The organism is Streptomyces sp. SID5469 (assembly GCF_009862865.1).
GTDB lineage: Bacteria > Actinomycetota > Actinomycetes > Streptomycetales > Streptomycetaceae > Streptomyces > Streptomyces avermitilis.
Window position 1 is genome coordinate 127,412 of sequence record NZ_WWIN01000001.1, and the last position, 24,082, is coordinate 151,493.

Consider the following 24,082-nt stretch of genomic DNA (forward strand, 5'->3'; position numbering starts at 1 on the left):
TACCGCCGTTCGTCGCGGTCGCCCCAGAGTTGCGGGTGGCCGCGGACACGGTCCGAAAGTGGCGGCGGCGCTTCCTCGCCCGGCGGCCGGACGCACTGGCCGGCGAGCCGAGGCCGGGCCGGCCGCCCACCATCAGCGTCGATCAGGACACGCAGCTGGTCGTGGCGGCCGGACGCCCACTGCCGGGCAATCGCCACGGCGCCCGCGCCTACCGGGAATCGGGTGCGGCCCGCGCCGTCAAGAACGCGCCCCTCCTCGGCGACGGCGGCTATCGCGGCACACCCGCCCTCATCCCGCACTGGCCGCGTAAAGACCGACCGCTCACGCCTCAGCAGCAAGCCGGCAACGCAGTCCACCGCAGGGCCAGGGCCTGCGTCGAGCACGCCTTCTCCCGGAGGAAGACCTACAAGATCCTCCGTGACTGCCGCTTACGCGGCGACGGCGTCCACCAGGCCATCCTCGCCGTGGCCCGGCCGCACCATCTGGCCCTCGCCGGGCAACCCCACCTCGGCCAGGGACACTCCCTGCACTTCCCCAACACCGGCTTACGGGACGTCATTCAGCCGGAGCAGGGCCGGGCGGGGCCAGGCGGAGGCGGAGCGGGAACGCAAGTGCGCTGTCGCCGACACCCCAAAGGCCATCGACGGGACTCCTCCCGCGGGCCGCAGCCCGGCCCGGAAGCGGGGACAGGCAGGGCCGCGGGCGGGGCCCTGGGGCGGGTATCCGGTGGCGAAGCGGTGCCCCAGCCCTGCTGCTGCCTACCGGGCCGGGCCGAGGTGGAGGTACTCGGCCCGGGCCGGTGAGCAGCCGCGAGTACAGAGCGCGGTGTCTGCCGGGCGCGGCGTGTGCCGGGCGCGGCGTGTGCCGGGCGCGGCGTGTGCCGGGCGCGGCGTGTGCCGGGCGCGGTGGGTGCCGGGCGCGGTGGGTGCCGGGCGCGTGCGCGGGTGCCGGCGGATGCCCAGGGCGTCTTCCCGGCGGCTTCCCGCTCGGGGCGGTAGTGCGTCACAGGCCCAGGGAGATGGCCAGCCGGGTGAGTTCGGCGGTGCTGCTGATGTTGAGCTTGGCCCGGATACGGCGGAGATAGGCGTCGACCGTGTGCTTGGACAGCCCCATATGGCGGGCGGTCTGCAGATAGGTACGCCCGGCGGCGATGTGCCGCAGCGTCTCCCGCTCACGCGGGGCCAGCACAGGAGCGGAGGCGGGGGCGGAGGCGGGGGCGGGGGCGGGGGCGGGGGCTTCGGCATACGGCGCGGTGAGTGTGAGACTCATGGGGATTTCCTCCGACAGGTCGGTCCGGTCATCACTGCTCACACCCTCGGAAGCAGAGGACAAATGCCTGAAAGATGCTGTTTGTCCCTTTTCGAAAAGCCTGGCCCGCCGACTTCATGACGCTGTCCGCCGACTGTCACAGGCACGTCACAGGGCACGCCCGCAGGCAACGCCACCCCGCGAGATCCCCTCCCCCGCCACCCGGCCACCCCCGGCACGGCACGGGAGCGGCACGGCACGGGAGCGGCGCAGCACGGAAGCGGCGCGGCACGAGGCGGCGCAGCACGGGGGGCGGAGCGGCGCAGCACGGGGGCGGCGCGGCACGAGGCGGCGCAGCACGGGGGGCGGAGCGGCGCAGCACGGAAGCGGCGCGGCACGAGGCGGAGCAGAGGCGGGCGGTGACTGCGGCGGGCCGAGGCTCTGCGTGCCCCGGCGGCCGGCAAGGCCCGGCCAGGCCCCGCCGACGGGGCCGGGCAGACCTGCGAGGGGGGCAGGCAGGGCTGGCGACCGGGCAGGCCGGCCGGGGAGCCGCGGCCCGGCGGGGACGGACGGCCCCGCCGGGCCGGGGCAGGCTGGCTCTGAGCCGGCCCCGCGGGGCCGGGGCAGGCTGGCTCTGAGCCGCCGGCCGCCTCCCGGGGCACGGCCCGAAGCACGGCCCGGGGCACGGCCCGGGGCACGGCCGGCGGCGCGGCCGGCGGCGCGGGCCTGGGGCACGCCCCCTGGCGGCAGCGCCGGGTTGGTGCTCCGTGCCCCTCAGGATCATGCTTGTCAGGAGGGCCCCGGCCGTACAGGACGCGAAGGGCGAGATGAGCGGCGATGGAGCGACTTCCCACCCCTGCCGGCCAGCAGGCGGACATACCGGACGCCTCCCCCGCACCGGCCTGCACGGCCACCGCCACCATCAGTGAGCAGGGCATCGTGACGGGGTGGAGCGAAGGCGCCCGCGAACTGCTGGGCTACACGCCCCCGCAGATCGTGGGACATCCCGCCGCACGCCTGCTCGCCGACGGCACGGGCGAACAGGCACGGCGCGAGACAGCCGGGCGCGAGCGGTTCAGCGGCCAGGTGGCACTCCTGCACCGCGACGGCCACCGGCTGCTGCGCAACCTCCTCGCGCACCGCCGCACACCGCAAGGACCGCAGCCGGCCGAGTGGCTCGTGGTGTCCGCGGTGACCGCGGCCTCCGCAAGTCCCCGCACCCCCGACAGCCAGGCCCTGCGGGAATGGGTGTTCAGCCAGTCCCCCTGCATCCTGGCCGTCTTCGACACAGACCTGCGGCTGGTCACCGCCAACACCGGCATGGAAAGTGCGCTGCTGCTCCCCGAGGAACAGATGCGCGGGCTGCGCCTGCCGGAGATCACACCCGGCCCCGCAAGCGAAGAAGCCGAAACAAAAATGCGCCGCGCACTGGAAACCGGCCAGACACAGCACATGCAGGCCTACCTCCACCCCACCGGGGTGAGCGCACAGCGCGGCTGGTCGACCACACTGGCCCCGCTGAAAGACCCCGGCGGAACGGTGCGCGCCGTATGCCTGGCAGCCCACCACCGCCAGCAAGAACACCTGGCCCGGCAGCGGATGCTGCTGCTCAACGATGCCGGAGCCCGCATCGGCACCACCTCCGACATCCAGCGCACCGTGCAGGAACTGGCCGACGTCGCCGTTCCCCGGCTCGCCGACTTCGCCGCCGTCGACCTGCTGGACGTCCCCCGGCGCGGCGGCGAACCCGCCCGCCTCCCCGCCACCGGCCCCATCACCATGCACCGCACCGCCCTGCACACCACCCCCGACAACCACACCAGCCACACCAGCCACACCAGCCACGACGGCGACGACGGCGACGGCGGCGACACGCACCCCGCCACCCCGCCCGCAGCCGGCGAGAAAATCCTCTACCCGGCACAGTCACCGGTGGCCCAGTGCCTGGCCCAGGGCCACGGCGCCCTGTACGAAGCAGACGACCCCGCACTCACCCGCTGGGCAGCCAACGACCCCACAGCCGCCTGGACCCGCCGGCAGGGAACCCACTCGGTGATGGTGGTACCCCTGCGCGCCCACGGCACCACCCTCGGCGTCGCCCTCTTCGCCCGCAGCCACCGCCCCGAACCCTTCGAAGCAGACGACCTGTGGCTCGCCGAAGAACTCACCGCCCAGACCGCCGTCCACCTCCACAACGCCCACCGCCACGCCCGCGAACACACCACCACCATGACCCTGCAGCGCAGCCTGCTCCCCCAGAAACTGCCCGACCAGGGAGCACTCGACATCGCCACCCGCTACCTGCCCGCCGGCAGCAAAGCCGGCGTCGGCGGCGACTGGTTCGACGTCATCCCCCTCTCCGGCGCCCGCGTCGCCCTCGTCGTCGGCGACGTCGTCGGCCACGGCATCCGCGCCTCCGCCACCATGGGCCGCGTCCGCACCGCCGTACGCACCCTCGCCGACGTCGACCTGCCCCCCGACGAACTCCTCACCTACCTCGACGACCTCGTCATCCACCTCGCCGCCGACGAAGGCGGCGGCGCCGAAGGCACCACCGAAACCGCCGCAGGCATCGGCACCACCTGCCTCTACGCCGTCTACGACCCCACAACCCGCCACTGCACCATCGCCCGCGCCGGCCACCCCCCACCCGCCGTCGTCACCCCCGACGGCAACGTCCGCTTCCTCAACGTCCCCGCCGGCCCCCCACTGGGCCTGGGCGGCCTCCCCTTCGAAACCCTCGAAACCCAACTCCCCGAAGCAGCCTCCTCACCCTCTACACCGACGGACTCCTCGAAACCCGCGACCACGACATCGACGAAGGCCTCGACAAAATGTTCCACGCCCTCGCCCGCCCCGCCCACAACCTCGACACCGTCTGCGACAGAATCCTCACCACCATGCTCACCCACCGCCCCGACGACGACATCGCCCTCCTCATCGCCCGCACCCGCGCCCTCAACACCAACCAAATCGCCACCTTCAACCTCCCCTCCCACCCCGCCATCGTCGCCCAAGCACGCCAACACACCACCACCCAACTCACCACCTGGAACCTCACCGACACCACCTTCACCACCGAACTCATCGTCAGCGAACTCGTCACCAACGCCATCCGCTACGGCCACCCACCCATCCAACTCCGCCTCATCCACCACAACCACACCCTCACCACCGAAGTCTCCGACACCAGCAACACCACCCCCCACATGCGCCGCGCCCGCACCTACGACGAAGGAGGACGCGGCCTCCTCCTCATCGGCCAACTCGCCCAACGCTGGGGCACCCGCCACACCCCCACCGGCAAAACCGTCTGGACCGAACAAACCCTCACCCCCAACTAATACTGAATTCCGCTTTCGTTGGGTATAGCGGCTGGTAGCGGGGCAGTTGCGGGTGCTCGGGGCCGGTGCTGGGTAGTGGTGCTGAGGGCACGGCCGGGCCGTGACGAGGGCGAGCGGGAGATGGTCCACCGCCTGGCGTCGGCCAGAAAGGCGCCGAAGGTTGTGGTGGAGCGCTGTCGGACGGTGGAGCTGAGCTGGGGCGGGTGGCTGGTGCCGCAGATAGCCGACGAGCTGCGGTGCGGTGTGGGGCAAGCCCGCACCACCCACCCGAACCCTCAGACGCCGCTACACGTACACCGTTTGAGGACAGCACTAATAGGACTCCATTAGGTCTTCCTGTCGGGCCTGTTCGGGAGCATGTTGGGTGTGTGGACGCACATGAAGTGAACAGTGTCCGGGCGACGTTGGCGTTATACATCGCTGATGTGTTCGTGTCGATGCCGCGCAAGGACCAGCGGCCAAGGGTGACTGCTATATGCGGGGACTGATGCTGGACGGTCGCCGCAAGTCGATCCAGGCGATGGCCGCGCGGTTGCCGGACGGCAACGAGCAGAACCTGCAGCAGTTCGTGAACCAGTCGACGTGGGATCCCGTGCCGGTGCAGCGACGGATCGCCGAGCGGATGCTGCCGTTGATCAACCCGGTGGCCTGGGTGATCGACGATGTGTCGGTGCCCAAGGACGAGAGGATGTCGGTCGCGGTGGCCCCGCAGTACTGCGGGGCTCTGGGCAAACGGGCCAACTGCCAGGTCGCGGTCACCGTCCACGCCGCGACCGACACTGCCTCCTGCCCGCTGCAGTGGCGCCTGTTCCTGCCAAAGGAGTGGGCCTCGGACACCGACCGCCGGGCCATCACCCGCATCCCACCCGAGGTCGCGCAGGCACTGTCACGTTGGCTGACGGGGTGGGATGATCTCCTGGTTGATCAAGCTGGTAGGGGTCGTCCGTGGGGAGCACGTCGCCGTCGTACAGGGGGCACCGGTACCCGGTCGAGGTGATCTCCCACTGCATGTGGCTGTACTTCCGGTTCCCGCTCAGCTTCCGCGAGGTCGAGGAGCTGATGCTCCAGCGAGGCGTCATCGTCTCCTACGAGACAGTGCGTCGCTGGTGCGCCAAGTTCGGCCAGGCCTACGCGAACGGACTGCGCCGCCGCCGGCCCCGGCCCGGGGACAAGTGGCACCTGGACGAGGTGTTCGTCAGGGTAAACGGGGAGCTGAAGTACCTGTGGCGGGCCGTCGACCAGGACGGCAACGTACTCGACATCCTCGTCCAGAACCGGCGGGACAAGGCCGCCGCCCGACGCTTCTTCCGCAGGCTGATGAAGGAGACCCGGTCGGTGCCGAGGGTGGTCGTCACGGACAAGCTCCGCTCCTACGGCGCGGCCCACCGTGAGGTCATGCCCTCCGTCGAGCACCGCTCGCACAAGGGACTGAACAACCGGGCCGAGAATAGCCACCAGCCCACGCGGCAGCGTGAACGTGCGATGAAGGGCTTCCGCAGTACCGGTGGAGCCCAGCGGTTCCTGTCCGCGTTCAGCGGCATCTCACCCCACTTCCGGCCCCACCGCCACCTGATGACAGCCTCTGACCACCGAGCCGAGATGACCATCCGCTTCGCCATCTGGGACCAGATCACCGGCGCTGCCAGCCGGCCCACCACGGCCTGAACAACAGGCCCGGACCGCAGGCCCACCATGCCCCGACGCACCATCAGACAGTCACGCACCCAACAACGTGACAACGCCCTGCCCGGCGTTCCGAGGCGGTGGCGGGTCAGGCGGCGGTCGGTGCCGGTTGTCGAGCCACCCTCCGAGCCGGATACCCACGCCATCCTCTCCGTCTTCACCAGCCATGTTCTCGACATGCTTCCTTGGGACTCGCAGGTGACCTTCGCGGGTGTGGAACTGGCGTGCCGCGGCCAGGTGGGGTGGGTGGCCCACCGGTTGGCCTGTGTCCGGCGCGCAGGCGGCTGCTCTTCCCCGTTGGCGGGTTCGAGTCCGAGGACGCTGTCCAGCAGCCTGGCTTTCTAAGCGGGATCTGACACCACTTGTCGTTCAGGGACGACACGCCCGGTGCGGGCGGAGAGTGCTATCGCCGAGTTTTGACAGTACTTGGGGTCTTGCGATGGGGGATGGCTGTGCTTGTTCGTGATGAAGGGGTGCCGATGCCGCCCAAGTCCGGGCAGGACGCCCCCAACAGGCATAGGGTCGGCGGTGACAGGCAGCACGGGGAGGACTGGTTGAGCGGGGGTAGGTCACCGTCGCCGGATTGGCGGAAGCCGTCGCCGTTGGGCCTCGGGGTCGCCGTGGACGCCGTCACCAATGTCGCCGCCCCGCTGCTGGCGGGGTTCGCGATTGCCACCATCGGGGTCGTCGGCGCGGATGGCGGCCACTTCCGCTGGCCCGGGCCGGTCCTGCTGTGCCTGACGCTGTCGGCGCTGCTGTTTGTCACCTGCGTGCAGTTCGGGTTCCACGCCCGGCGGCACCTGTACTCGTTCGCGGACATCTCTGCTTGGTGGTCGGACGAGGAGATGAGAGATCACCGCGACCTGCTGCGCGAGGAGCAGAACGCCGACTTCCAGCTCTGGAACCGCTGGCGCGGGCGGGCCTACACGGCGTACAGCGGTGGCATGGTCATGCTGTGGCTGGGGGTGGCCCTGGTTCTGGTGCCACCGGCACGGAGTACATCGCCTGACACGGAGTTCCGCTGGGCTGCAGCCGCTGTGGCGGTCGGCGCCGCCGTGGTTGAGGCCGTATGGAGCATGTATCCGCAGGTAAGACTCTGGTTTCAGCGGCGCCGAGTCCTTAGGGGGAACGCGTGACGGACAGCACGGGAAGTCCGGGAGTACCCGACGAACAGCCCATCGAGCCGAGACCGAGGCTGGACCCGGAGCGCAGAGCGCCCCAACCAGTACCGCCGCCGTGGCAGTCGGCGCCGCAACCAGTACCGCCGCAGTTGCCGCAGGCGGCGCCGCCTGCGAGAGCCGACTGTCCGAGTTGTCATCACTCGCGAAGGCATCATCGGGGCTGCGAGCTGGAGTCACTGAGCGTTGAGCTCGCGTCCTTGCTCGGCTACACGGCGGCGCGGGACCGCGTCCCAGCAATGGATGACGGCGAGGACCGGTCCCCGTCCCGTCCGGTTCCCGGCGGAGTGCGTGGGTGGCTGCACCGACTGCTTCGGCGTTGACCCCGAGCCGTCGCACCGGCATCCGGGGCCCGATCGCATTTGTGGGGTCCTGCCGCAGCGACAGGCGGTCAAGGCCGGGATGGTCCCCGGAAGGACCGCTCCAGCAGCGGAGAGACTGCGGCGATCACAGGCCAGACTCGCCTGCTCCACCGCTGGTTTCTTCGCTGGCAACACCGGGTCGGTGTGGCTGTTGGAGAAGGTGGGCTGCCAGCGAACCGAGACGCTACGGCACGGCGGTCATTGAGCACCTTGTGCCGGTATTCCACAGCGACCATTGCTTCCTCTGGGCTCTCACGTCCCAGTCTCCAGGTGTCCACGATCAAGGGGAAGCTTCACTCGGGCGCTGCACCACCATTCCGGGTGTCGATGACCGTGACATCCAAGAGGCTGTCCACCTCGCGCATCAGCAGACGAGAAAGCTCAGCCCGGCACCGTCGGGCGGCCAGAAGACTCTCTTGCGCCTCTGTAAGAGTTGCATCAAAACCCTGTGCCGTGGGTCCTATCCTTATCGCTCGCCGCAACTGAAAAGAGGTCCTGTTGAGCGCGTCCACAATCAGGAAGGCATCCCCGGTGACTGATGGGTGACGCGCTGACTGTGCGGCGACACGTTCTTCCACGGCAGGGGAAAAACGGATTATGCCGCGGGAGAGCTCTACTTCGGCGCTGACTGTGGTCAGCATGATCCGTAGCCCATCCTCCAGCGCACCGTACCCGGCGCTCTGCAGGGCATCCCGGCAGCGATAGTGGGCCGCCAAGAACTCACTGAGGTCCAGGGCCAAGCTTGACTCGCGGCTTTGCTCCAGATCAATGATCGTTTGATCGAGGAGGTCGTACCACGCGGCAACTGCCTGACGAACCAGCACCACACGCGCCACGGCCGCCTTGCGCTTCTCCACCTGCTCAGTTGCCTCGGAGTCCGCTCTGGCAAATTCCCGATCTGCCTGCATCTCTAGCCGCTCTCGTTGCCGAAGTTCTGCCTCGACGCGTACGAGTTCTCGCTCTTCCCTCGCCTGCAACAGTGCCCGCTTCTGAACCTGAATAGGGCCCCAGTAGGCCACAGCCCCGGTGATAAGAGTGCCACCCAGGACACCGAACAGACCGTAAAGTGCCTCAGACATGGTGTTCCCCGTATCGCGAGGGGCCGAAGGCCTCAAGCCCGACAAAGCGTCTCAGCGCTCTAGCGTCACCAGCTCAGACTTCGCCCACGAAGACCCGGCGCTCACGCCTCCATGAGCCGAAGCCAACCGCGGGCCTTCTCAGGTAGCACTGTAGAACCGCCGGGCCACCTCTCCGTCGCCGGCCCCCGCCTCGATCAAGTCAGCGGCTGCAAGACGGACTTGTTCGCGCCGATCCCGCTCCTCGGCCGTCAACCCACCACCATCGGGATAGCTCATCCTTCCGGCATAGCGCGGCCCACGACAACTGTCACGACCCCACGTAACCCACACCCTTAAGACGGCGTTTCTTATGGCGTGATCGTTCGTTGAACCGTGTATGACGGATCTGGTTGAGCGGCTGGTGCCGGATGAGTTGTGGGTGTTGTTCCGGCGGGTGGTGCCTCCGACAGAGGTGATACGTCCGCAGGGCGGCGGCCGGCGCCGGGCGGGTGACCGCGAGGCCCTGGCCGCGATCATCTTCGTGGCGACCTCGGGCTGCACGTGGCGGCAGCTGCCGCCGGTGTTCGGCCCGAGCTGGCAGACGGTCTACCGACGCTTCGCCCAATGGAGCCGGGCCCGTGTCTGGGCCCGGCTCCACCGCGTCATCCTCGACGAACTCGGTGCCCGCGGCGAGTTGGACTGGTCACGGTGCGCGATCGACTCGGTCAGCCTGCGGGCGGCAAAAGGGGGCCACTGACGGGACCGAATCCGACCGACCGAGGCAAGTTGGGATCGAAGATCCACCTGATCACCGACCGGAACGGACTGCCTCTCTCGCTGGGCATCTCAGGCGCCAACATGCACGACAGCCTCGGCCTTGAACCGCTCGTGCGCGGGATCCCGCCGATCCGGTCCCGGCGAGGACCGCGTCGGCGGCGACCCGGCAAGCTCCACGCAGACAAGGGCTACGACTACGACCACCTGCGGCGATGGCTCCGCAAACGCGGCATCCGCCACCGCATCGCCCGCAAGGGCATCGAGTCCTCAAAGCGGCTCGGCCGCCACCGCTGGGTCGTCGAGAGGACCGTGTCCTGGCTCGCCGGCTGCCGCCGACTCCACCGCCGCTACGAACGCAAGGCAGAACACTGCCTCGCCTTCGCTGACATCGCCGCAGCCCTCATCTGCCACCGCCGCCTCACCAAATGAAACGACGTCTAATACTGCAACGGTGCTTGCCGTGACTGGTGGCCAGTTCAGTCGTTGGTCTGGTTATGGGTGGGGACCTTGCTGGTGTCAGGTTGTGGGCGGGTGAACTCGAGGCGGTGCACGAGCGGTTCGTGCACCGGTTCAGCCGGGAAGAGCCGCGTCAGTCGGCGCTGGCCTATATGCGGGGGCTGGTCGCGCCGCTGGAGCGGAAGAACGGCTGGACGCTGGCTGAGGAGGCCGGGCATGCCGGTCCCGATCGCATCCACCGGTTGCTGAACCGGATCGAGTGGGACGCCGACGAGGTCCTGGACGACGTGCGTGACTACGTCGTCGAGAACCTCGGCGACCGGGATGCCGTCCTGATCGTCGACGACACCGGATTCCTGAAGAAGGGTGTCCGTTCGGCCGGGGTCCAGCGGCAGTACTCCGGCACCGCGGGACGCACGGAGAACTCCCAGATCGGGGTCTTTCTCGCGTATGCAACGGGCCGCGGACGCACGCTGATCGACCGGCGGCTGTATCTGCCCACGTCCTGGACGGATGACCGCGAGCGATGCCGACGGGCAGGCATCGACGACAGTGTCGCCTTCGAGACGAAGGTGGCCATGGCCAAGGCGATGGTCCGCCGGGCCATCGCCGACAGGATCCCGTTCGGCTGGGTGACGGCGGACGCCGCCTATGGCTTCAGCAAGGGCTGGCGGTTCGAGCTGGAGCAGGCGGACGTCTTCCATGTCATGGCCACCACCCGGCACGACACCGTCGTCACCCGCTGGTCCATCGACCACCCCGTCCACGACCTGTTCCCCGGCCTGCCCCGGCAGAAATGGAAACGCCGTTCCTGCGGCGAGGGAGCCCACGGCCGGCGGATCTACGACTGGGCCCGCGTCGAGGTGAGGCCCTGGCACCGCGAGGACCGCCGGCACTGGGTTCTCGCCCGCCGCAGCGTGAGCAGGCCCGAGGAGATCTCCTACTACATCGCCTACTGTCCCGCCGGCACCACGCTGGACGAGCTGATCCGCGTCGCGGGCAGCCGATGGGCCGTCGAGGAATGCTTCCAGACGGCGAAGCAGGAATGCGGTCTGGACGACTACCAGGTCCGCCGCTACCCCGGCTGGCACCGCCACATGACCCTGGCCATGGCCGCTCATGCCTGCCTGACCGTCCTGCGAGCCCGTGAACTGGACATCGGGAAAGCAGAAACGGATCCTCCCAGCTCATCCACTACAGCCTCGCCGAGATCCGACGACTGATCACCCGCCTCACCGACCGCCGCCCCACCCCGATCGACCACATCCTGCATTGGTCGACATGGCGCCGCCGACGCCAACACCAAGCCCGCATCAGTCACTACAAACGACGCGGACACAGCCCCTGAAACCTGCCCAACACTCAGAACAAGCACCGTTGCAGTACTAGTGTCGAACGCAGCGACCAGTGGCCTTTGTTCGTGGAATCTGGACACCACTGGTCGCTCAGGCCGAGAGCACCCGGTTTCGCCGGAGAGCGACTCTTCCAGCAGCGCGTCAGCAAGAGCGCCGACATTCGCCTTACCGCCGTCGGCGATCACCTCACCGCCGTCCGGATCGACGGCTCACCCGGGATCGACTGGCGCCGCCACTACGAGGCACTCACTTACACCCCGGTCCCCGTCCCGCCCGAGATCACCAAAGGGGTCCGCGCCTACCTCGACGCCTTCGGCCTGGTCTTCGGTGCCTTCGACTTCGGACTCGGCACAGATGGCCGCTGGCACTGGTACGAGTGCAACCCCAACGGGCAATGGGCCTGGTTCCCCGACAACATCACCGCCCCCATCACCAACGCTCTCGCCGACCGTCTCCAGCACCCCCAAGGAACTTTCCAATCGTGTTGTCAAGCCGCTCTCGTGACGGGAGGTGAAGTGTGAAAGCACTCTCCGTCACGGATCATCGCCCACAGAACGTTGAGTCGTCGGCGTGCGAGAGCCAGCAGGGCCTGCTTGTGGCCCTTGCCCTCGCCTCGCTTCCGGTCGTAGAACGCCTTCGAGGCGGGGCAGCACTGGAGGCTGACCATGGCCGACAGGTACATGGTTCTCAGCAGACCACGGTGGTAGCGCCGGGGGCGGCGCAGGTTGCCGCTGACACGGCCGGAGTCACGTGGTCTGGGGGCCAGGCCGGCGAAGCCGGCCAGGCGGTCGGGGCTGCCGAAGGCGTCCATGTCACCACCGGTCGCGGCGAGGAATTCAGCTCCGAGCTTGGCTCCCATGCCGGGCAGACTGCGGATCACCTCGGCGTGCGGATGCTCGCAAAACTTGACCTCGATCAGGGCGTCAAGCTCGGCGATCTCCTCATCGAGGGCCATCACCCCCTTCGCGAGGCGGACCACCATGGCGGCGGCCAGCTTCTCGCCGGGCAGCGCGGTCTGCTGGGCCTGGGCGGCCTCCACGGTCGTCTTCGCCAGTGCGGCGGCACCCCTGACTTTGCGGTTCTTCAACCACGTCTCGATCCGGCTCGCGCCTGCTCGACGGATCGCGGCCGGGGTCTGGTAGCCGGTCAGCAGTACCACCGGCCCCCGGTTCGTCAGTTCCAGGGCACGTTCCAGCGCGGGGAAGATCTCCAGGAGTTGGGCGCGGAGACGGTTGATCTGCCGGGTGCGGTCGAAGACCGCGTCCAGACGGCGGGTGGTCAGCGTGCGCAGGTCGACGGCGATCTCATCGCCGGGCCGCAACAGGCCCAGATCGCGACGGACGCGGGCCTGGTCGGCGATGACGAAGGCGTCCTTCGCGTCGGTCTTCCCCTCGCCGCCCTTGTAGGTGGCCGAGGCACGGTGGACCGCCAGACCGGTCAGGTAGGCGACCGGCTGGCCGTGGCTGACCAGCAGGCCGATCAGCAGCGCGGCACCACCGTGATTGAGGTCCACAGCCCACAGCGCGTCGGCGGATATCTCCAGGACATCGCCGATCAGGGCAAGCAGTTCACTCTCGTCATTTGCGACCCGGCGGGACAGCAGACGCTTGCCGTCCGCGTTGATCACCACGCAGTGGTAATGCGTCTTGCCGATGTCCACTCCGGCCCAGATCTCGGGCACGTTCCCCTCCACCAGCTCGCCCTACATCGATCCCGCAGACGACCTCGCCGACGTCGTCCTACGCAGCGATCGGAGTCGCATCTCCCAATTGGCGGTCGAGTCGTCGCGGGGCTCCGGGCGGCCAAGTTCCTTGAGCCATCCCTACGGCGCCCCAATGACAGCCATACCCAGAACCCCCGGGCCCTCCGATCTTACGAATGACCAGAGCAACCACCCTTGAAAGGTAGGACCCCATGACCGACCCCGCCGACCTGCGCCGCCAACTCGCCAACACCATCCCCACGGATGACCCCGCCTGGCGCCATGCCCTCCAAAGCGTGCCACGCGAAATCTTCCTCGGCGACGCCTTGTTCCGCCTCACCGGCCCCCAGTGGGAACCCATCCACCGCGACCAGACCGCCCCCGGCGAGTGGCTGCGCCTCATCTACCAGGACACCACCTGGGTCACACAGATCGACGGCGTCAACGCGGCCGACGCCTGCAGCCCCACGACCGGCCGCCCCACCTCGTCCAGCACGCTGCCGTCCCTGATCGTCCGCATGCTCGACCTCGCAGGCACCCGCGACGGCGACAACGTGCTGGAGATCGGCACCGGCACCGGCTACTCCACCGCCATCCTCTGCGAACGCCTCGGAGACGAACACGTCTTCTCTGTCGAGTACGACCCGGGCCTGGCAGCCGCGGCGGCTGACCACATCCACGCCGCCGGTTACCACCCCACCCTGAACACCGGAGACGGCCTGGCCGGACACAAGGACGGCGCCGAATACGACGCGATCATTGCCACCTGCGCTGTCCGCCACATCCCCCCGACCTGGCTCTACCAAGTACGCGCCGGCGGCACCATCACCACCACCATCAGCGGATGGATGCTCGCCTCCGGCCTCATCCGCCTCACCGTCCACGACGACGGCACCGCCACCGGCCGATTCGCCGACGACCAGATCAGCTACATGCTCGCCCGCCCCCACGAACGCCCACCCCGCCCCACGTACTACCAGCACCCCGGCCACACCCGCCCCACCCGCGTAAACCCCGCCCTCCTGGACGACTGGACCGGCCACTTCCTCGCCCAGCTCGCCGCACCCTCAGCCGAACTCATGAACACCACCGACGGCGTGATCCTGGTGGACGTCGCCACCGGATCACAGGCATGGACCGAACCAGCCGGGAACAGCTGGCACGTCCACCAGCACGGCCCGCTCAACCTCTGGGACCAGGTGGAGAACACCCTCACCACCTGGCAGAGGGCAGGCTCACCCCCACAATCCGACCTCGGCATGACCGTGGAACCGGACGGCACACAACGGGTATGGCTCGGGGCCCCCGACGGCCCCTCATGGGACCTGCCCGTCTAGCACCGCACGCACCGAGGTACGAGACCATCCGCCCCGGACGACAAGCCGCTGAACCAATCGACCAGGAAGCAGTGGTGGCCCCCTGGTTGTGGGCGCGCTCGTGGGCGAAGAGAGCGTCGCGCTCGTCGGGTTTGAGGCTGCGCAGCATGGCGGTGGTGACGACGATGCGGTGCGGGCGTCCGGGCAGGGCGTAGGCGTCCGGGTGCGGTGAGTCGACCACGCACAGATCGCCAGCGGTAGGTCGCCGGTCGGCCTCGGCGCGGGCGGTGCGGAAGGCGCGCGTCTGGCGCAGGGCCGAGTGTGCGAGGGTCCAGGCGCCGATGGTGAGCAGGCCGGTGGCGATCGCGGCCGCGGGCAGGACCAGGTAGCCCGTGGGCGTGCGCAGGGGGTGGGCGAGTTCACCGAGCGCCGCGAACGCCGGCAGCTTGAGCAGTCCGGTCAGGACGAGTGCGCCCAGGGCGGTCACGCAAGCACCCGCCAGCACCAGGGCGGCGGCGGTCAGCGCCCACAGAGCGGTGGCAGGGGCCAGTCGGTCGAGGGCTCGCCGGGCGAGTAGCGGCATCACGAAGGGCAGCAGCAGCGGAATCAACAGAGGACGGTCATCCCTCGTCGGCCTCCAGTAGCTGGCGCAGAAGCTGTTCGTCGTCCGGATGGAGCTGGGCGACGAAGCGGGCCAGGACGGTCTCCCGGTCAGTGTCACGGTCGAGCTCGGTATGCATGCGCCGGGCGGTGAGCCCCTGGGTGTCCTGCACGGGGTAGTAACCATAGCCACGCCCCTGCGGTCGACGACGCCCTTGTCGTACAGGCGGGACAGGATCGTCGTCACCGTCGTGCGGGCCAGGTCGGAGGCGAGTTCGGCCTGCACCTCACCCGGGGTGAGGGCCGCCTCGGCGGCCCACAGGGCGGCCATGACGGCGGCTTCCAGCTCGCCGGCCGGTCGGCGCTCGTCCTTGGCGTCGGTCATGGGAACGATCGTCACCCCATCTTCGTCTACAGTTCAGTAGACCGTCTACAGAATTGTAGTCACCCGGGTGGCGCTTTCGCGTGCCCCCACCCATCCAGTATGAGAGGGCCCGCGTTCATGACCGCACCCCTGTTCGCAGCCTCACAGCTCGCGGTGAATGTCCTGAGCGCGCAGTCCCTGCTGGCCGCCTTCGGTGTGCTGGGGGTCGGCGTGGTGATGTTCGCGGAAACCGGGCTGCTGATCGGCTTCTTCCTGCCCGGTGACTCGCTGCTGTTCACCGCAGGCCTGCTGTGCACGGGGAGCGGCCAGCACGGGGTGAAGCTGTCGCTCGCTCCGCTGCTAGTGGCCGCGGCTGTGGGTGCCCTTGCCGGTGCGCAGTGCGGCTATGTGCTCGGCCGGAAGGCCGGCGGGGCCCTCCTGGCGCGCAGCCGTTCGGTCCGCCTGCGCGAAGGGGCCCAGCGGGCCGAGGAGTTGCTGGAGCGGTACGGGCATGCGAAGGCCATCGTGCTGGCCCGGTTCGTGCCCGTGGTGCGGACGGTCCTAAATCCGATGGCGGGCGCGTTGGGCGTACCGGCGCGGACCTTCACCGTGTGGCAGGTCGCCGGCGGACTCGTGTGGAGTCTGGGGCTCACGCTGGGCGGCTACGCGCTTGGTTCGTCCATCCCCAATGTGGACCGCTACCTGCTGCCGATCATCGCCGTGATCGTGGCCGTGTCGTTGCTTCCGCTCGCTGCCGAGCTCTACCGCTCCCGCCGCGCAGCCAAAGCGAAGGAGGTACGTGGATGATCCTCGCCTTCGACGGCTCCTCGATCGACGGCACCGCCTACACCGACGTGGTGGATCTCGCTCACCGCTCGCCCGGCTGGCTTGACGACATGGTGGCGGCCTGGTCGACGTACGGACTGGCGGTGTTCGCCGCGCTGATGGCCGTGGGCTGGTGGCGGGCGCGGCGGGTGAGCCCGGCTGCCGCGGTGAGCGCGCTGGCCGTTCCGGCGATCGTCTTCGCCGCATACGGGGTGAACGACGTGCTGAAACTGCTGGTACGCGAGGACCGGCCCTGTCAGAGCCTGCAGGTGATCACGCTGGAGGCGTGCCCTGCGCCGGGCGACTGGTCCTTCCCCAGCAATCACACGGCCATCGCCGCCGCGGCCGCCATGGCCCTGCTCTTCGTCTCCCGTCGGCTCGGCGCCGTCGCGGCCGGGGCCGCCTGCGCGATGGCAGCCTCCCGGGTCTGGGTCGGCGCGCACTATCCGCACGACGTCGCTGCAGGAGTGGTCGTCGGCGCCCTCGTCGCGGCGCTCGCGATGGTCACGCTGCGCCGCCAGCCCGATTCCCTGGTCCGGTGGATCACCGGTACGCGGCTGCGTCCGCTGGTACTGGCGTCATGAAACGCAGTGACCTCGGCGAGCTGGCCGGCAGCGTCGGCTTGGGGGCGTGGACGGCATTCGGCGTGCTGACCATGATCGTGATCGGCGACGGCCAGCCGCTGTACGGGGATGAGGACCTGCTGTCCTGGTCCGTCGGGCACCGCCCGGACGTGCCGGTGGCGCTGGCCCGCGCCCTGACCGCCACCGGAACCGGCGCCATCCCGTACGTCCTCGCCGTACTGGCGGGAACCATCGCCGGACGCACCCTGCGCCAACGGGCCGTCGCCACCGCGCTCTGCCTCACCTGCCTCGGCGCGGGGCAAGCCGCGCGGTACGGCGTGATGGCGCTCGTCGCCCGGCCCCGCCCCACCCGAGTGGACTGGGCCACACCCGCCTCGGGGTGGGCGTTTCCCTCCGGCCACACCACCACGGCCGCCCTGACCGCCGGACTGCTCGTCATCGCCGTGTACACACGCTCCCCGCCCGGCAGGGCCCTGCTCGCCCTCGTTTTCGGCTGCTGGGGCGCGCTGGTTGGGCTGACCCGCGTCTACCTCGGGGTGCACTGGTTCACCGATGTCGTCGGCGGCTGGCTGTTCGCCGTCGGCTGGCTGGGGCTGTGCCTGTGCGCCGCTGCCTGGTGGCTGCCCGAAGCGTTCATCACAGGTACGACGGACATAGACCAAAAGCCGCCGGAGGACCATGCGCCACAAGATCCTGGTCGTCGAGGACGATCACGCCCTGCGTGACGTCCTGCTGCGCGGCCTGCGCGACGAGGACTTCGACCCCGTACCCGCCCCGGACGGGGCATCCGCCCTGCGGCTGGCCACCCGTGACATCGCCGCGTCGGTCCTGGACATCGGGCTGCCCGACGCGGACGGCCGGGACGTGTGCCAGGCGATGCGGGCGAACGGATTCCTCTCCCCCGTCATCTTCCTGACCGCCCATCACCGGCTCACCGACCGGCTGTCCGGGTTCTCCGCCGGGGGCGACGACTATCTGCCCAAGCCGTTCCACCTCGCCGAACTCGCCGCCCGACTGCGAGCGGCCGTCAAACGAGCCGCACCACTTCCTGCGGCCACGGCCGGTGATCTGGTGCTGGACCCCGTCCGGCACAGCGTCAGCGTGCGCGGTACCCCGGTCGACCTCACGCCGACGGAGTTCCGTCTCCTGGCGGCGCTCATGGCGGCATCCGGGGGCATCGTGCGCCGACGCGAGCTGGTCAGAGCGGGGTGGCCCGAGGGAGCCCAGGTCAGCGACAACACCCTCGACCAATACCTGACCCGGCTGCGCCGCAAGCTGCGTACGGCGGGCAGCGATCTGACGGTTACCACCGCCCGCGGGATCGGCCACCGCCTGTCATGAACTCCATGTTCTCCCGCCTGGTGCCGCGCACCCTGCGAGGCCGCCTCTCCCTGGTGGCCCTCACCACCGCCACCCTCCTGATGGTGGTCCTCACCGTCGCCTTCAACACCGTCATCCGGCACCGCCTCCAGCACCAGGCCGACGACGAGCTGCACACCCGGGCCGCCGCCGTCGCCACCACCATCGACACCAGCGGCCCCACGGTGCGCGTCCTGGAGACCTCCAACGACCAGCTCCTCGACACGAACGTGTGGATCTACGCGGGCACCCGGCTGCTCGAACAGCCGCCATCCACCACAGCCCACAGCACCCTCGCTCACGCCGCCGACAGCCTCGCGCGGCAGGATGGGACACACTGCCTGACTGCCGAGGAACCAGACCCCGCCCAGCTGTGCAGCCTGCCCGTATCCGACGGCCGGAGCACGGCGACCGTCGTCACCGCGCTGGACCTCTCCCCCTACCGCAGCTCGGCAGCCACCCTGCTTTGGGCATCGCTGTGCCTCGACGCGGTGATGCTCGCCTGCACCTACCTACTGACACGCCTCGCCGTCGGACGCGCGCTGCGTCCCGTGGCCACCATGACCGACCAGGCCACCCAGTGGAGTATCGTCGCCTCCGAGGAACGCTTCGGCGCCGCTCGACGTCCGACCGAACTCGCCCGTCTAGGCGCGTCGTTGGACGCGATACTGGACCGCATCCGCGCCGTCCTGCGCCATGAGCAGCAGCTGACCGGCGAGTTGTCACACGAACTTCGCACCCCGCTCAGCCGCATCATCGCCGAACTCGACTGGTGGCAGGCCCGCCCCCGCTCGGCCGCCGAAACCGAAGCCACCCACGAGGTGATCGCTGACGCCGCCCGGTCCATGCGCAGCATCTGCGACACCCTGCTCAACGACGCCCGCAAGGGCACGACCACCACCCCCGGAACGGCCGAGATCCTCCCGGCACTCCACCGACTCGCCGCATCCCTGGAGGCACCGGTCCATGTGACAGTCGACGCACGTAGCGACAGCGTCCCGCTGGAGGCCGGCGTCCAGGCCGCCCTCCTCGAACGCATCGTCAGCCCGCTCCTCGTCAACGCCGTCCGCTACGCCACCTCGCACGTCACCATCACCGCGAGCCGGGAGCCCGGCGGCGTACGCATCGACGTTGACGACGACGGTCCCGGGGTACCCGAGTCGTTCGCGGCGCAGCTCTTCCAGCCCGGCCGGCGGGCCGACCCCGACGACGGACGCGGCGGAGCGGGCCTCGGGCTGCCGCTCGCGCGACGCCTGGCCCGCTCCGTCGGCGGTGACGTGACGTACGACCCCGGTCACAAGCCCGGGGCGCGGTTCACCGTCAGGCTGCCCGCTGGGTGACGGCCTCCTGCTCGGCTGACTCCGGACTCGAGAGGGCGGTCCGGCGCTCCCGCACCTGGGCATACGCCATCAGGCCCACCAGGATGGCCAGCAGGACGGCCGATGAACCCGCGGTGCCGAGGTCGAGACCGCCCTTGGCGACCGGCTTGGTGAGGAAGTCACCTGCGGTCGCGCCCAGCGGGCGGGTCAGTACGAAGGCGAACCAGAACAGCAGCACGTTCGGCACCACGGGCACCTTCATCAGGACGAGAAGCATCGCGAGCATCCCGGAGACGAGCAGCGCGCCGCCCGCGTAGCCGAGGCCGGAGCTGTCGGAGAGGAAGTCGCCCATGGACGTGCCGAGGGTGTTGGAGACGAGAATCGCTGACCAGAAGAGGGCTTCGCCGCGGAAGGTGACGATGTCACGGATGACGAACGTCATCCCGGTCAGTTTCCACACCGCGAAGACGGCGATCAGGAGAGAGATCAGGATCGCGGCGCCGACGGGGTAGCCCAGGCCCAGGCCCTGCGGGCCCCAGCCCAGCGACGTGGCCCCGCCCGAGAGGAACTTGGCGCTGGCGTCGCGGTTCATGAAGTCGGACATCGTCGTACCGGCCATGCTGGTGGACAGGATGACCGTCCAGTAGAAGAACGGGTTGTAGCGGCGGGACCTGAGCTGGACCACCAAGGTCACCACGAAGATCAGGAACAGGGCGATCGTGGTGAGGAAGTAGCCGAGCTTCAGGGTCTGGGCGAACAGGTCACCGGCCGTCTCGCCCAGGGTCGTGGCGGCGATCTTCATGATCCAGAAGGCCAGGGTGACCTCAGAGCTTCTTCATCACCGACCTGGTCGTACTGGCGACATCCAGGTCGGTGAAAAGTTCTGACTTCTCCAAGAGGGAGTGCTCCTGTTCGTGCAGGGCGCGGGGCGCTCATCAAAGGGCGAGCACCCCGCGAGACGGTGGGGACAACCGCGCGCGGCGCGGCGGTTGCGTCGGTGTCCGACCCTGCCAGTGGTGATCTGAACGCATCCTGAACGCCGGCGCGACGCTTACGCCGTACGGGCGAGGCGCTCCGGCTCGGTGACGTCCTTGCGCGTCACCGCCAGGAACACCACCAGTCCGAGGATGACCGCGAGGAACAACACGCTGGTCACCACGGTGCCCAGGCCCAGGCCGCCGTCACCGGTCGGCTGGGAGAGGTAGTCGCCCATCGAGGCGCCGAGCGGGCGGGTCAGGACGTAGGCGATCCAGAAGCTCCACACGGCGTTCGCCCCGAGCGCGAAGCGCGCCACCGCGACCGCGGCGATCGCCAGGGCGAACAGGACCGCGGAGACCCAGTAGCCCAGCGCCATGCGCTCGGCGACCAGGTCACCGGCCGACGTGCCCAGCGCGAAGGTGAACAGGACCGCCAGCCAGTAGAAGGACTCCCGGCGCAGGGTGTCGATGCTGTGGATGGACAGCGTCCGCTCGCTGCGGTACCAGGCGACGAACACGACCGCCAGGAGGACCGCGAACACCGCGGTGGTGGTCTCCAGCGGTATGCCCATGTTGTCGGTCAGGTTGTCACTGACCAGGGTGCCGACGACGCTGATCAGGGCCACGGCCGTCCAGTACGCGCCGGGCCGGTAGGCGGTGGTACGGAACTGAACGACGAGAATCACCGCAAGCAGCACGCTCATCAGCAGCGACACACCGGTCAGGCCCAGTCCGGCCTTCTCGTTCAGCAGGTCGGCCGCGGTCTCGCCGACCGTCGTGCACAGCACCTTGATCACCCAGAAGTACACGGTGACTTCGGGCACCTTGTTCCAGCGCAGACGGTGGCCGGGGGCGTTCGGGGCGGACCCGTGGACCGCCGCTGTCTCAGAAGTCTCAGATGTCATGAGGCCCGACCGTGCCACCGGGAACCTGAACACATCCTGACTGCCGCGCGGCATCACCCGCCCCCGCCGGCCCGCGCGGGGAACATGTCTGCCATGCACAGCGACACGGCCCACCCGGTCATACCGGCACTCCGTCCCAGCCCAGCCCCCACGACGGAAGCGTGCTGCCATGACCATCCCCCACTCCCACGGCCGCACCTGTGCCGACCACGCGACGCACTGGCTGCGCCGCCGCCTCGGACGGGCCGTCGCGCTCGCGTATCTCGCCGCCGTGCTGCTGCCCGGCCCGGGCCGGTGGCTGCGCCACACGCATACCCTGGTGGGGACTGGACTCCCCCTGTACACGGCCTCGTTACTGCTCTCGCTGGTCCTGTTCTCGGCCGGACTACAGGTCCCCGTGCGAGCACTGGGACAGCTGCTGCGACGGCCCCGGGCCTGCTGGCAGGGCTGATCCTGCATCTCGCGGCGCCGCTGCTGATCATCCCGCTGGTGGCGTTCCTGCTGCGCCGCTCGCCGGATACCGACGGCGGCAGCGGTCTGGTCACCGCGATGATCCTTATCGTCGCGATGCCGGTGGCCGCGGGGGCGACGGTCTGGACCGGCAAGGGGCACGGTGACCAGCCGACCATGGTCGGTCTCGTCCTCGCCTCCACGCTGGTCAGTCCGCTCACGATCCCCGTGACGGTGGGCGCGCTGGCGCCGCTGCTCAGCGGCGGCTACCCGGACGCGCTGGGCCCGGCCAGGGACACGATGAACAGCGGTTTCGCCTTCGCGCAAGTCGTACTGCCATGCGCGGCGGGCCTCATGTGCCGTCTCGTCCTGCCGGCGCGCCTGCTGGACGGTGCGGGGCGCTGGGTCGTGCCCGTGGCGCTGGCCGGCTCGGCGGTCCTGACGTACGTGAACGCGAGCGGCGCCCTGGGTGCCCTCCTGGCCCATCCCCGTCCGCTGCTGCTGATCGCGGCACCGGTCGTGGCGGCGGTCGTCTGCGCGCCGTCCTTCGCGGTAGGACGCCTTGCGGCGCGCGTCCTGCGTCTGGACGCCCCGGCCGCCTCCTCTCTCACCCTCGCCTGCGGGATGAACAACAGCAGCGCGAGTGCGGTCCTGATCACCACGACCCTGCCCGACAAGCCGCACCTGCTGCTGCCGGTCCTCGCGTACGGGCTGTTGCAGAAGACGGCCGCGAACAGGGTCGTACGCATGACTCGCCCTCACCGCCCGCCCGGACCGCCCTGCCCCGCCTCGTCCTGAGGATCCCCATCGCCCCGGCGACCGTCCGACTCGTTTCGGTCTTCCGCCCCGTGTCCTCCTGCGGCCCGTACCGGGAGCAGCAGCGTGAACGTGGTCGGCGCGCGGTTCGCCAGGGAGAGCCGGCCCCCGAGGGAGACAGCGAGGTCGCGGGCGAGCGAGAGGCCGATGCCCGTGCCCGCCCCGCCTTCGGTGTGCCCGCGCTCGAACAGCCGCGCGGAGTCACCGTCTGCCGTGCCCTCGTCGGCGATGTCCAGGGCGAGGGCGTCGTCGAGGTCGCGGACCGTGACGCGCACGGTGCCGTGTCCGTGGACGCGGGCGTTGTCGAGCAGCACGCCGAGGATCTCGGCGACGGGCCCGCCCGGGACGCGTACGTCGTCCGGCACCTCGCCCGTATCGCACTCCAGGCGTCTTCCCTCGCGGGCGAACAGCCCGTGCCACCGCTCCTCGGTCTCCCGCAGCAGCCCCGTGACCGGCCGGTCTGGCGCGACCGGCTGAGGCAGCCCCGCGGAGCCGGACAGCCGAAGGACCTCCTCCACGGTGTGGTGCAGCCTGCGGGTGGCGGCCAGGGCCTCCTCCAGCACGGGACGGGTGTCGTCGTGTTCGAGTCCGGCTTCCAGGGTGAGCTGGAGGCCGGTCAGCGGGGTGCGCAGCTGGTGGGAGGCGTTGGCGGTGAAGTTGCGTTCGCGGAGCAGGAGTTCGGCCAGGCTGTGCAGCATCTCGTTGTGGGTGCGGGCGACCTGGTCGATTTCGCCGATGGCGCTGGGGGCGGCCCGCGCGGTCAGGTCGCCGCCGGTGACGGCTCGGCAGTGCCGTGAGAGGTCCTCCAGGGGTGCGGCAAGCGCCCGCGCCTGCCGGCGGGCGACGAGGACGGCCACGGTCAGCGCCAGCACGGCCACGCCGAGCAGGAGCGCCCAGCCGACGAGGATGCGGTCACGCACGTCCTGGACGGCGGAGGAGACGCGGACGACGCCGATGACCTGCTCGTCGTGGGAGACGGGGACGGCGGCGACGAGTTCACCGCCCCCTGTCGACCGGGTCACCGTGCCGGTCAGAGCGCGGCGGGCCGTGTCGTCGCCGATCCGGGGGCCGCTGCCCGCGCGCAGCCGCAGCTGCGGGTCGTACAGGCCCAGGCGCCCGCCGTCCGGAGGCGGCGGCAGCTCCACCGGGTCACCGGTCGCGTAGTCCGGACTCACGCGGACGGCGCCGGCCAGGGCCGCCCGCTCCAGGGCGTCCCGCTGGTCCGCGTACAGGGAGAACCTAATGGCGAGGGCCAGGGGGACGGCGAGGAGGACCATGGCGACCAGGACGGCGGTCAGGGCCACCCGCACCACGCGCTGTCTCATGCCCCCATGATGCGGGCCGCCGCCTGCCCGTACGGGACCCGCCGCACGCTTTTGCCGTCGTCTAACCCTCGCCGTGCGG

The 24,082-nt window shown here is 69.8% G+C and carries 18 protein-coding genes and 6 pseudogenes; 16 read left to right on the forward strand and 8 right to left on the reverse strand.

What is annotated here, in order from left to right; all coding sequences use genetic code 11:
- Positions 1–35: 35 nt before the first annotated feature.
- A pseudogene (locus tag GTY58_RS40020) lies at positions 36–497 on the forward strand (transposase family protein); the annotation flags it as partial.
- Between the two features lie 505 nt (positions 498–1,002).
- Here GTY58_RS40020 and GTY58_RS00580 read toward each other — a convergent pair.
- Positions 1,003–1,269 carry a helix-turn-helix transcriptional regulator gene (locus GTY58_RS00580; RefSeq protein WP_078234656.1) on the reverse strand — a complete coding sequence of 89 codons (267 nt, stop codon included), beginning with the start codon at positions 1,267–1,269 and terminating at the stop codon, positions 1,003–1,005.
- A gap of 816 nt (positions 1,270–2,085) precedes the next feature.
- On the opposite strand from GTY58_RS00580, the pseudogene GTY58_RS41195 reads away from it, so the two are divergent.
- The 5 genes and pseudogenes from GTY58_RS41195 to GTY58_RS00600 all read left to right on the forward strand — a co-directional run.
- Positions 2,086–3,828, forward strand: a pseudogene (locus GTY58_RS41195) (PAS domain-containing protein); the annotation flags it as partial.
- A 320-nt stretch (positions 3,829–4,148) separates the two neighbouring features.
- The gene (locus GTY58_RS41460; RefSeq protein ID WP_237528995.1) at positions 4,149–4,592 is read left to right on the forward strand and encodes an ATP-binding protein; all 444 of its coding nucleotides are present in this window, start codon (positions 4,149–4,151) and stop codon (positions 4,590–4,592) included.
- Positions 4,593–4,960: 368 nt separating this feature from the next.
- Positions 4,961–5,589: pseudogene (locus tag GTY58_RS00590) on the forward strand (transposase).
- Positions 5,590–5,600: 11 nt separating this feature from the next.
- On the forward strand, positions 5,601–6,257 hold the full coding sequence (locus GTY58_RS00595; protein ID WP_202497587.1) for an IS6 family transposase: 657 nt from the start codon (positions 5,601–5,603) through the stop codon (positions 6,255–6,257).
- A 638-nt stretch (positions 6,258–6,895) separates the two neighbouring features.
- Positions 6,896–7,411 carry a hypothetical protein gene (locus tag GTY58_RS00600; RefSeq protein ID WP_137951137.1) on the forward strand — a complete coding sequence of 172 codons (516 nt, stop codon included), beginning with the start codon at positions 6,896–6,898 and terminating at the stop codon, positions 7,409–7,411.
- Between the two features lie 697 nt (positions 7,412–8,108).
- On the opposite strand, the gene GTY58_RS00605 is transcribed toward GTY58_RS00600, so the two are convergent.
- Positions 8,109–8,894: a hypothetical protein gene (locus GTY58_RS00605; RefSeq protein ID WP_037653187.1), complete on the reverse strand. Its 786-nt coding sequence runs from the start codon at positions 8,892–8,894 to the stop codon at positions 8,109–8,111.
- A gap of 376 nt (positions 8,895–9,270) precedes the next feature.
- On the opposite strand from GTY58_RS00605, the gene GTY58_RS00610 reads away from it, so the two are divergent.
- From GTY58_RS00610 to GTY58_RS00620, 3 genes are all read left to right on the forward strand, one after another.
- Positions 9,271–10,079 (forward strand): IS5 family transposase gene (locus GTY58_RS00610; RefSeq protein WP_197586338.1). Its coding sequence is split into 2 segments (ribosomal slippage): positions 9,271–9,618 and positions 9,621–10,079, totalling 807 coding nucleotides; the frame shifts between segments, so codons are not numbered across the junction.
- Between the two features lie 65 nt (positions 10,080–10,144).
- Positions 10,145–11,329: an IS701-like element ISSav3 family transposase gene (locus GTY58_RS00615; RefSeq protein ID WP_010981556.1), complete on the forward strand. Its 1,185-nt coding sequence runs from the start codon at positions 10,145–10,147 to the stop codon at positions 11,327–11,329.
- Positions 11,330–11,526: 197 nt separating this feature from the next.
- Complete coding sequence (locus GTY58_RS00620) at positions 11,527–11,982, forward strand: hypothetical protein (protein WP_338058977.1); 456 nt, start codon at positions 11,527–11,529, stop codon at positions 11,980–11,982.
- On the opposite strand, the gene GTY58_RS00625 is transcribed toward GTY58_RS00620, so the two are convergent.
- A complete protein-coding gene (locus tag GTY58_RS00625) occupies positions 11,949–13,142 on the reverse strand; it encodes an IS110 family transposase (RefSeq protein ID WP_037651044.1) in 1,194 nt (397 codons plus the stop codon). The genes GTY58_RS00620 and GTY58_RS00625 overlap by 34 nt on opposite strands.
- A gap of 233 nt (positions 13,143–13,375) precedes the next feature.
- Between GTY58_RS00625 and tgmC the strand changes: the two genes are divergently transcribed.
- Positions 13,376–14,500, forward strand: coding sequence for an ATP-grasp peptide maturase system methyltransferase (gene tgmC, locus GTY58_RS00630; RefSeq protein ID WP_010981559.1), 1,125 nt, complete (start codon positions 13,376–13,378; stop codon positions 14,498–14,500).
- 79 nt (positions 14,501–14,579) lie between these two features.
- Here the strand turns inward: tgmC and GTY58_RS00635 are convergent.
- Both GTY58_RS00635 and GTY58_RS00640 read right to left on the reverse strand, forming a co-directional pair.
- Positions 14,580–15,062: pseudogene (locus tag GTY58_RS00635) on the reverse strand (M48 family metalloprotease); the annotation flags it as partial.
- Positions 15,063–15,099: 37 nt separating this feature from the next.
- Positions 15,100–15,464: pseudogene (locus tag GTY58_RS00640) on the reverse strand (BlaI/MecI/CopY family transcriptional regulator).
- Between the two features lie 117 nt (positions 15,465–15,581).
- Between GTY58_RS00640 and GTY58_RS00645 the strand changes: the two are divergent.
- Genes GTY58_RS00645 through GTY58_RS00665 form a run of 5 tightly spaced genes read left to right on the forward strand, consistent with a single transcriptional unit; the run spans position 15,582 to position 19,551 of the window.
- On the forward strand, positions 15,582–16,250 hold the full coding sequence (locus GTY58_RS00645; RefSeq protein ID WP_037651042.1) for a DedA family protein: 669 nt from the start codon (positions 15,582–15,584) through the stop codon (positions 16,248–16,250).
- Positions 16,247–16,852: a phosphatase PAP2 family protein gene (locus GTY58_RS00650; protein WP_010981562.1), complete on the forward strand. Its 606-nt coding sequence runs from the start codon at positions 16,247–16,249 to the stop codon at positions 16,850–16,852. The genes GTY58_RS00645 and GTY58_RS00650 overlap by 4 nt, the downstream gene beginning before the upstream one ends.
- Complete coding sequence (locus GTY58_RS00655; protein WP_010981563.1) at positions 16,849–17,577, forward strand: phosphatase PAP2 family protein; 729 nt, start codon at positions 16,849–16,851, stop codon at positions 17,575–17,577. The genes GTY58_RS00650 and GTY58_RS00655 overlap by 4 nt, the downstream gene beginning before the upstream one ends.
- A complete protein-coding gene (locus GTY58_RS00660) occupies positions 17,531–18,193 on the forward strand; it encodes a response regulator transcription factor (RefSeq protein WP_010981564.1) in 663 nt (220 codons plus the stop codon). The genes GTY58_RS00655 and GTY58_RS00660 overlap by 47 nt, the downstream gene beginning before the upstream one ends.
- Entirely contained in the window at positions 18,190–19,551 is a 1,362-nt protein-coding gene (locus GTY58_RS00665) for a HAMP domain-containing sensor histidine kinase (RefSeq protein ID WP_010981565.1), read from the forward strand. The genes GTY58_RS00660 and GTY58_RS00665 overlap by 4 nt, the downstream gene beginning before the upstream one ends.
- Here the strand turns inward: GTY58_RS00665 and GTY58_RS00670 are convergent.
- Together GTY58_RS00670 and GTY58_RS00675 are read right to left on the reverse strand one after the other, a co-directional pair.
- The gene (locus GTY58_RS00670; protein WP_010981566.1) at positions 19,532–20,332 is read right to left on the reverse strand and encodes a membrane protein; all 801 of its coding nucleotides are present in this window, start codon (positions 20,330–20,332) and stop codon (positions 19,532–19,534) included. The two genes, GTY58_RS00665 and GTY58_RS00670, sit on opposite strands and share 20 nt — an antisense overlap.
- A gap of 249 nt (positions 20,333–20,581) precedes the next feature.
- Positions 20,582–21,412: a membrane protein gene (locus GTY58_RS00675; RefSeq protein ID WP_010981567.1), complete on the reverse strand. Its 831-nt coding sequence runs from the start codon at positions 21,410–21,412 to the stop codon at positions 20,582–20,584.
- Positions 21,413–21,581: 169 nt separating this feature from the next.
- On the opposite strand from GTY58_RS00675, the pseudogene GTY58_RS00680 reads away from it, so the two are divergent.
- Positions 21,582–22,660 (forward strand): annotated as a pseudogene (locus GTY58_RS00680) (sodium-dependent transporter).
- Here the strand turns inward: GTY58_RS00680 and GTY58_RS00685 are convergent.
- Positions 22,621–24,003, reverse strand: a complete 1,383-nt coding sequence (locus tag GTY58_RS00685) for a HAMP domain-containing sensor histidine kinase (protein WP_010981570.1) — start codon at positions 24,001–24,003, stop codon at positions 22,621–22,623. The pseudogene GTY58_RS00680 and the gene GTY58_RS00685 sit on opposite strands and share 40 nt — an antisense overlap.
- Positions 24,004–24,082: the final 79 nt, after the last annotated feature.

Coding starts and splice junctions, on each gene's coding strand:
- GTY58_RS00580 (WP_078234656.1), bottom strand. CDS start 1,269: ATGAGTCTCACACTCACCGCGCCGTATGCCGAAGCCCCCGCCCCCGCC.
- GTY58_RS41460 (WP_237528995.1), top strand. CDS start 4,149: ATGCTCACCCACCGCCCCGACGACGACATCGCCCTCCTCATCGCCCGC.
- GTY58_RS00595 (WP_202497587.1), top strand. CDS start 5,601: ATGTGGCTGTACTTCCGGTTCCCGCTCAGCTTCCGCGAGGTCGAGGAG.
- GTY58_RS00605 (WP_037653187.1), bottom strand. CDS start 8,894: ATGTCTGAGGCACTTTACGGTCTGTTCGGTGTCCTGGGTGGCACTCTT.
- GTY58_RS00615 (WP_010981556.1), top strand. CDS start 10,145: ATGGGTGGGGACCTTGCTGGTGTCAGGTTGTGGGCGGGTGAACTCGAG.
- tgmC (WP_010981559.1), top strand. CDS start 13,376: ATGACCGACCCCGCCGACCTGCGCCGCCAACTCGCCAACACCATCCCC.
- GTY58_RS00645 (WP_037651042.1), top strand. CDS start 15,582: ATGACCGCACCCCTGTTCGCAGCCTCACAGCTCGCGGTGAATGTCCTG.
- GTY58_RS00650 (WP_010981562.1), top strand. CDS start 16,247: ATGATCCTCGCCTTCGACGGCTCCTCGATCGACGGCACCGCCTACACC.
- GTY58_RS00655 (WP_010981563.1), top strand. CDS start 16,849: ATGAAACGCAGTGACCTCGGCGAGCTGGCCGGCAGCGTCGGCTTGGGG.
- GTY58_RS00660 (WP_010981564.1), top strand. CDS start 17,531: ATGCGCCACAAGATCCTGGTCGTCGAGGACGATCACGCCCTGCGTGAC.
- GTY58_RS00665 (WP_010981565.1), top strand. CDS start 18,190: ATGAACTCCATGTTCTCCCGCCTGGTGCCGCGCACCCTGCGAGGCCGC.
- GTY58_RS00670 (WP_010981566.1), bottom strand. CDS start 20,332: ATGAAGATCGCCGCCACGACCCTGGGCGAGACGGCCGGTGACCTGTTC.
- GTY58_RS00675 (WP_010981567.1), bottom strand. CDS start 21,412: ATGACATCTGAGACTTCTGAGACAGCGGCGGTCCACGGGTCCGCCCCG.
- GTY58_RS00685 (WP_010981570.1), bottom strand. CDS start 24,003: ATGAGACAGCGCGTGGTGCGGGTGGCCCTGACCGCCGTCCTGGTCGCC.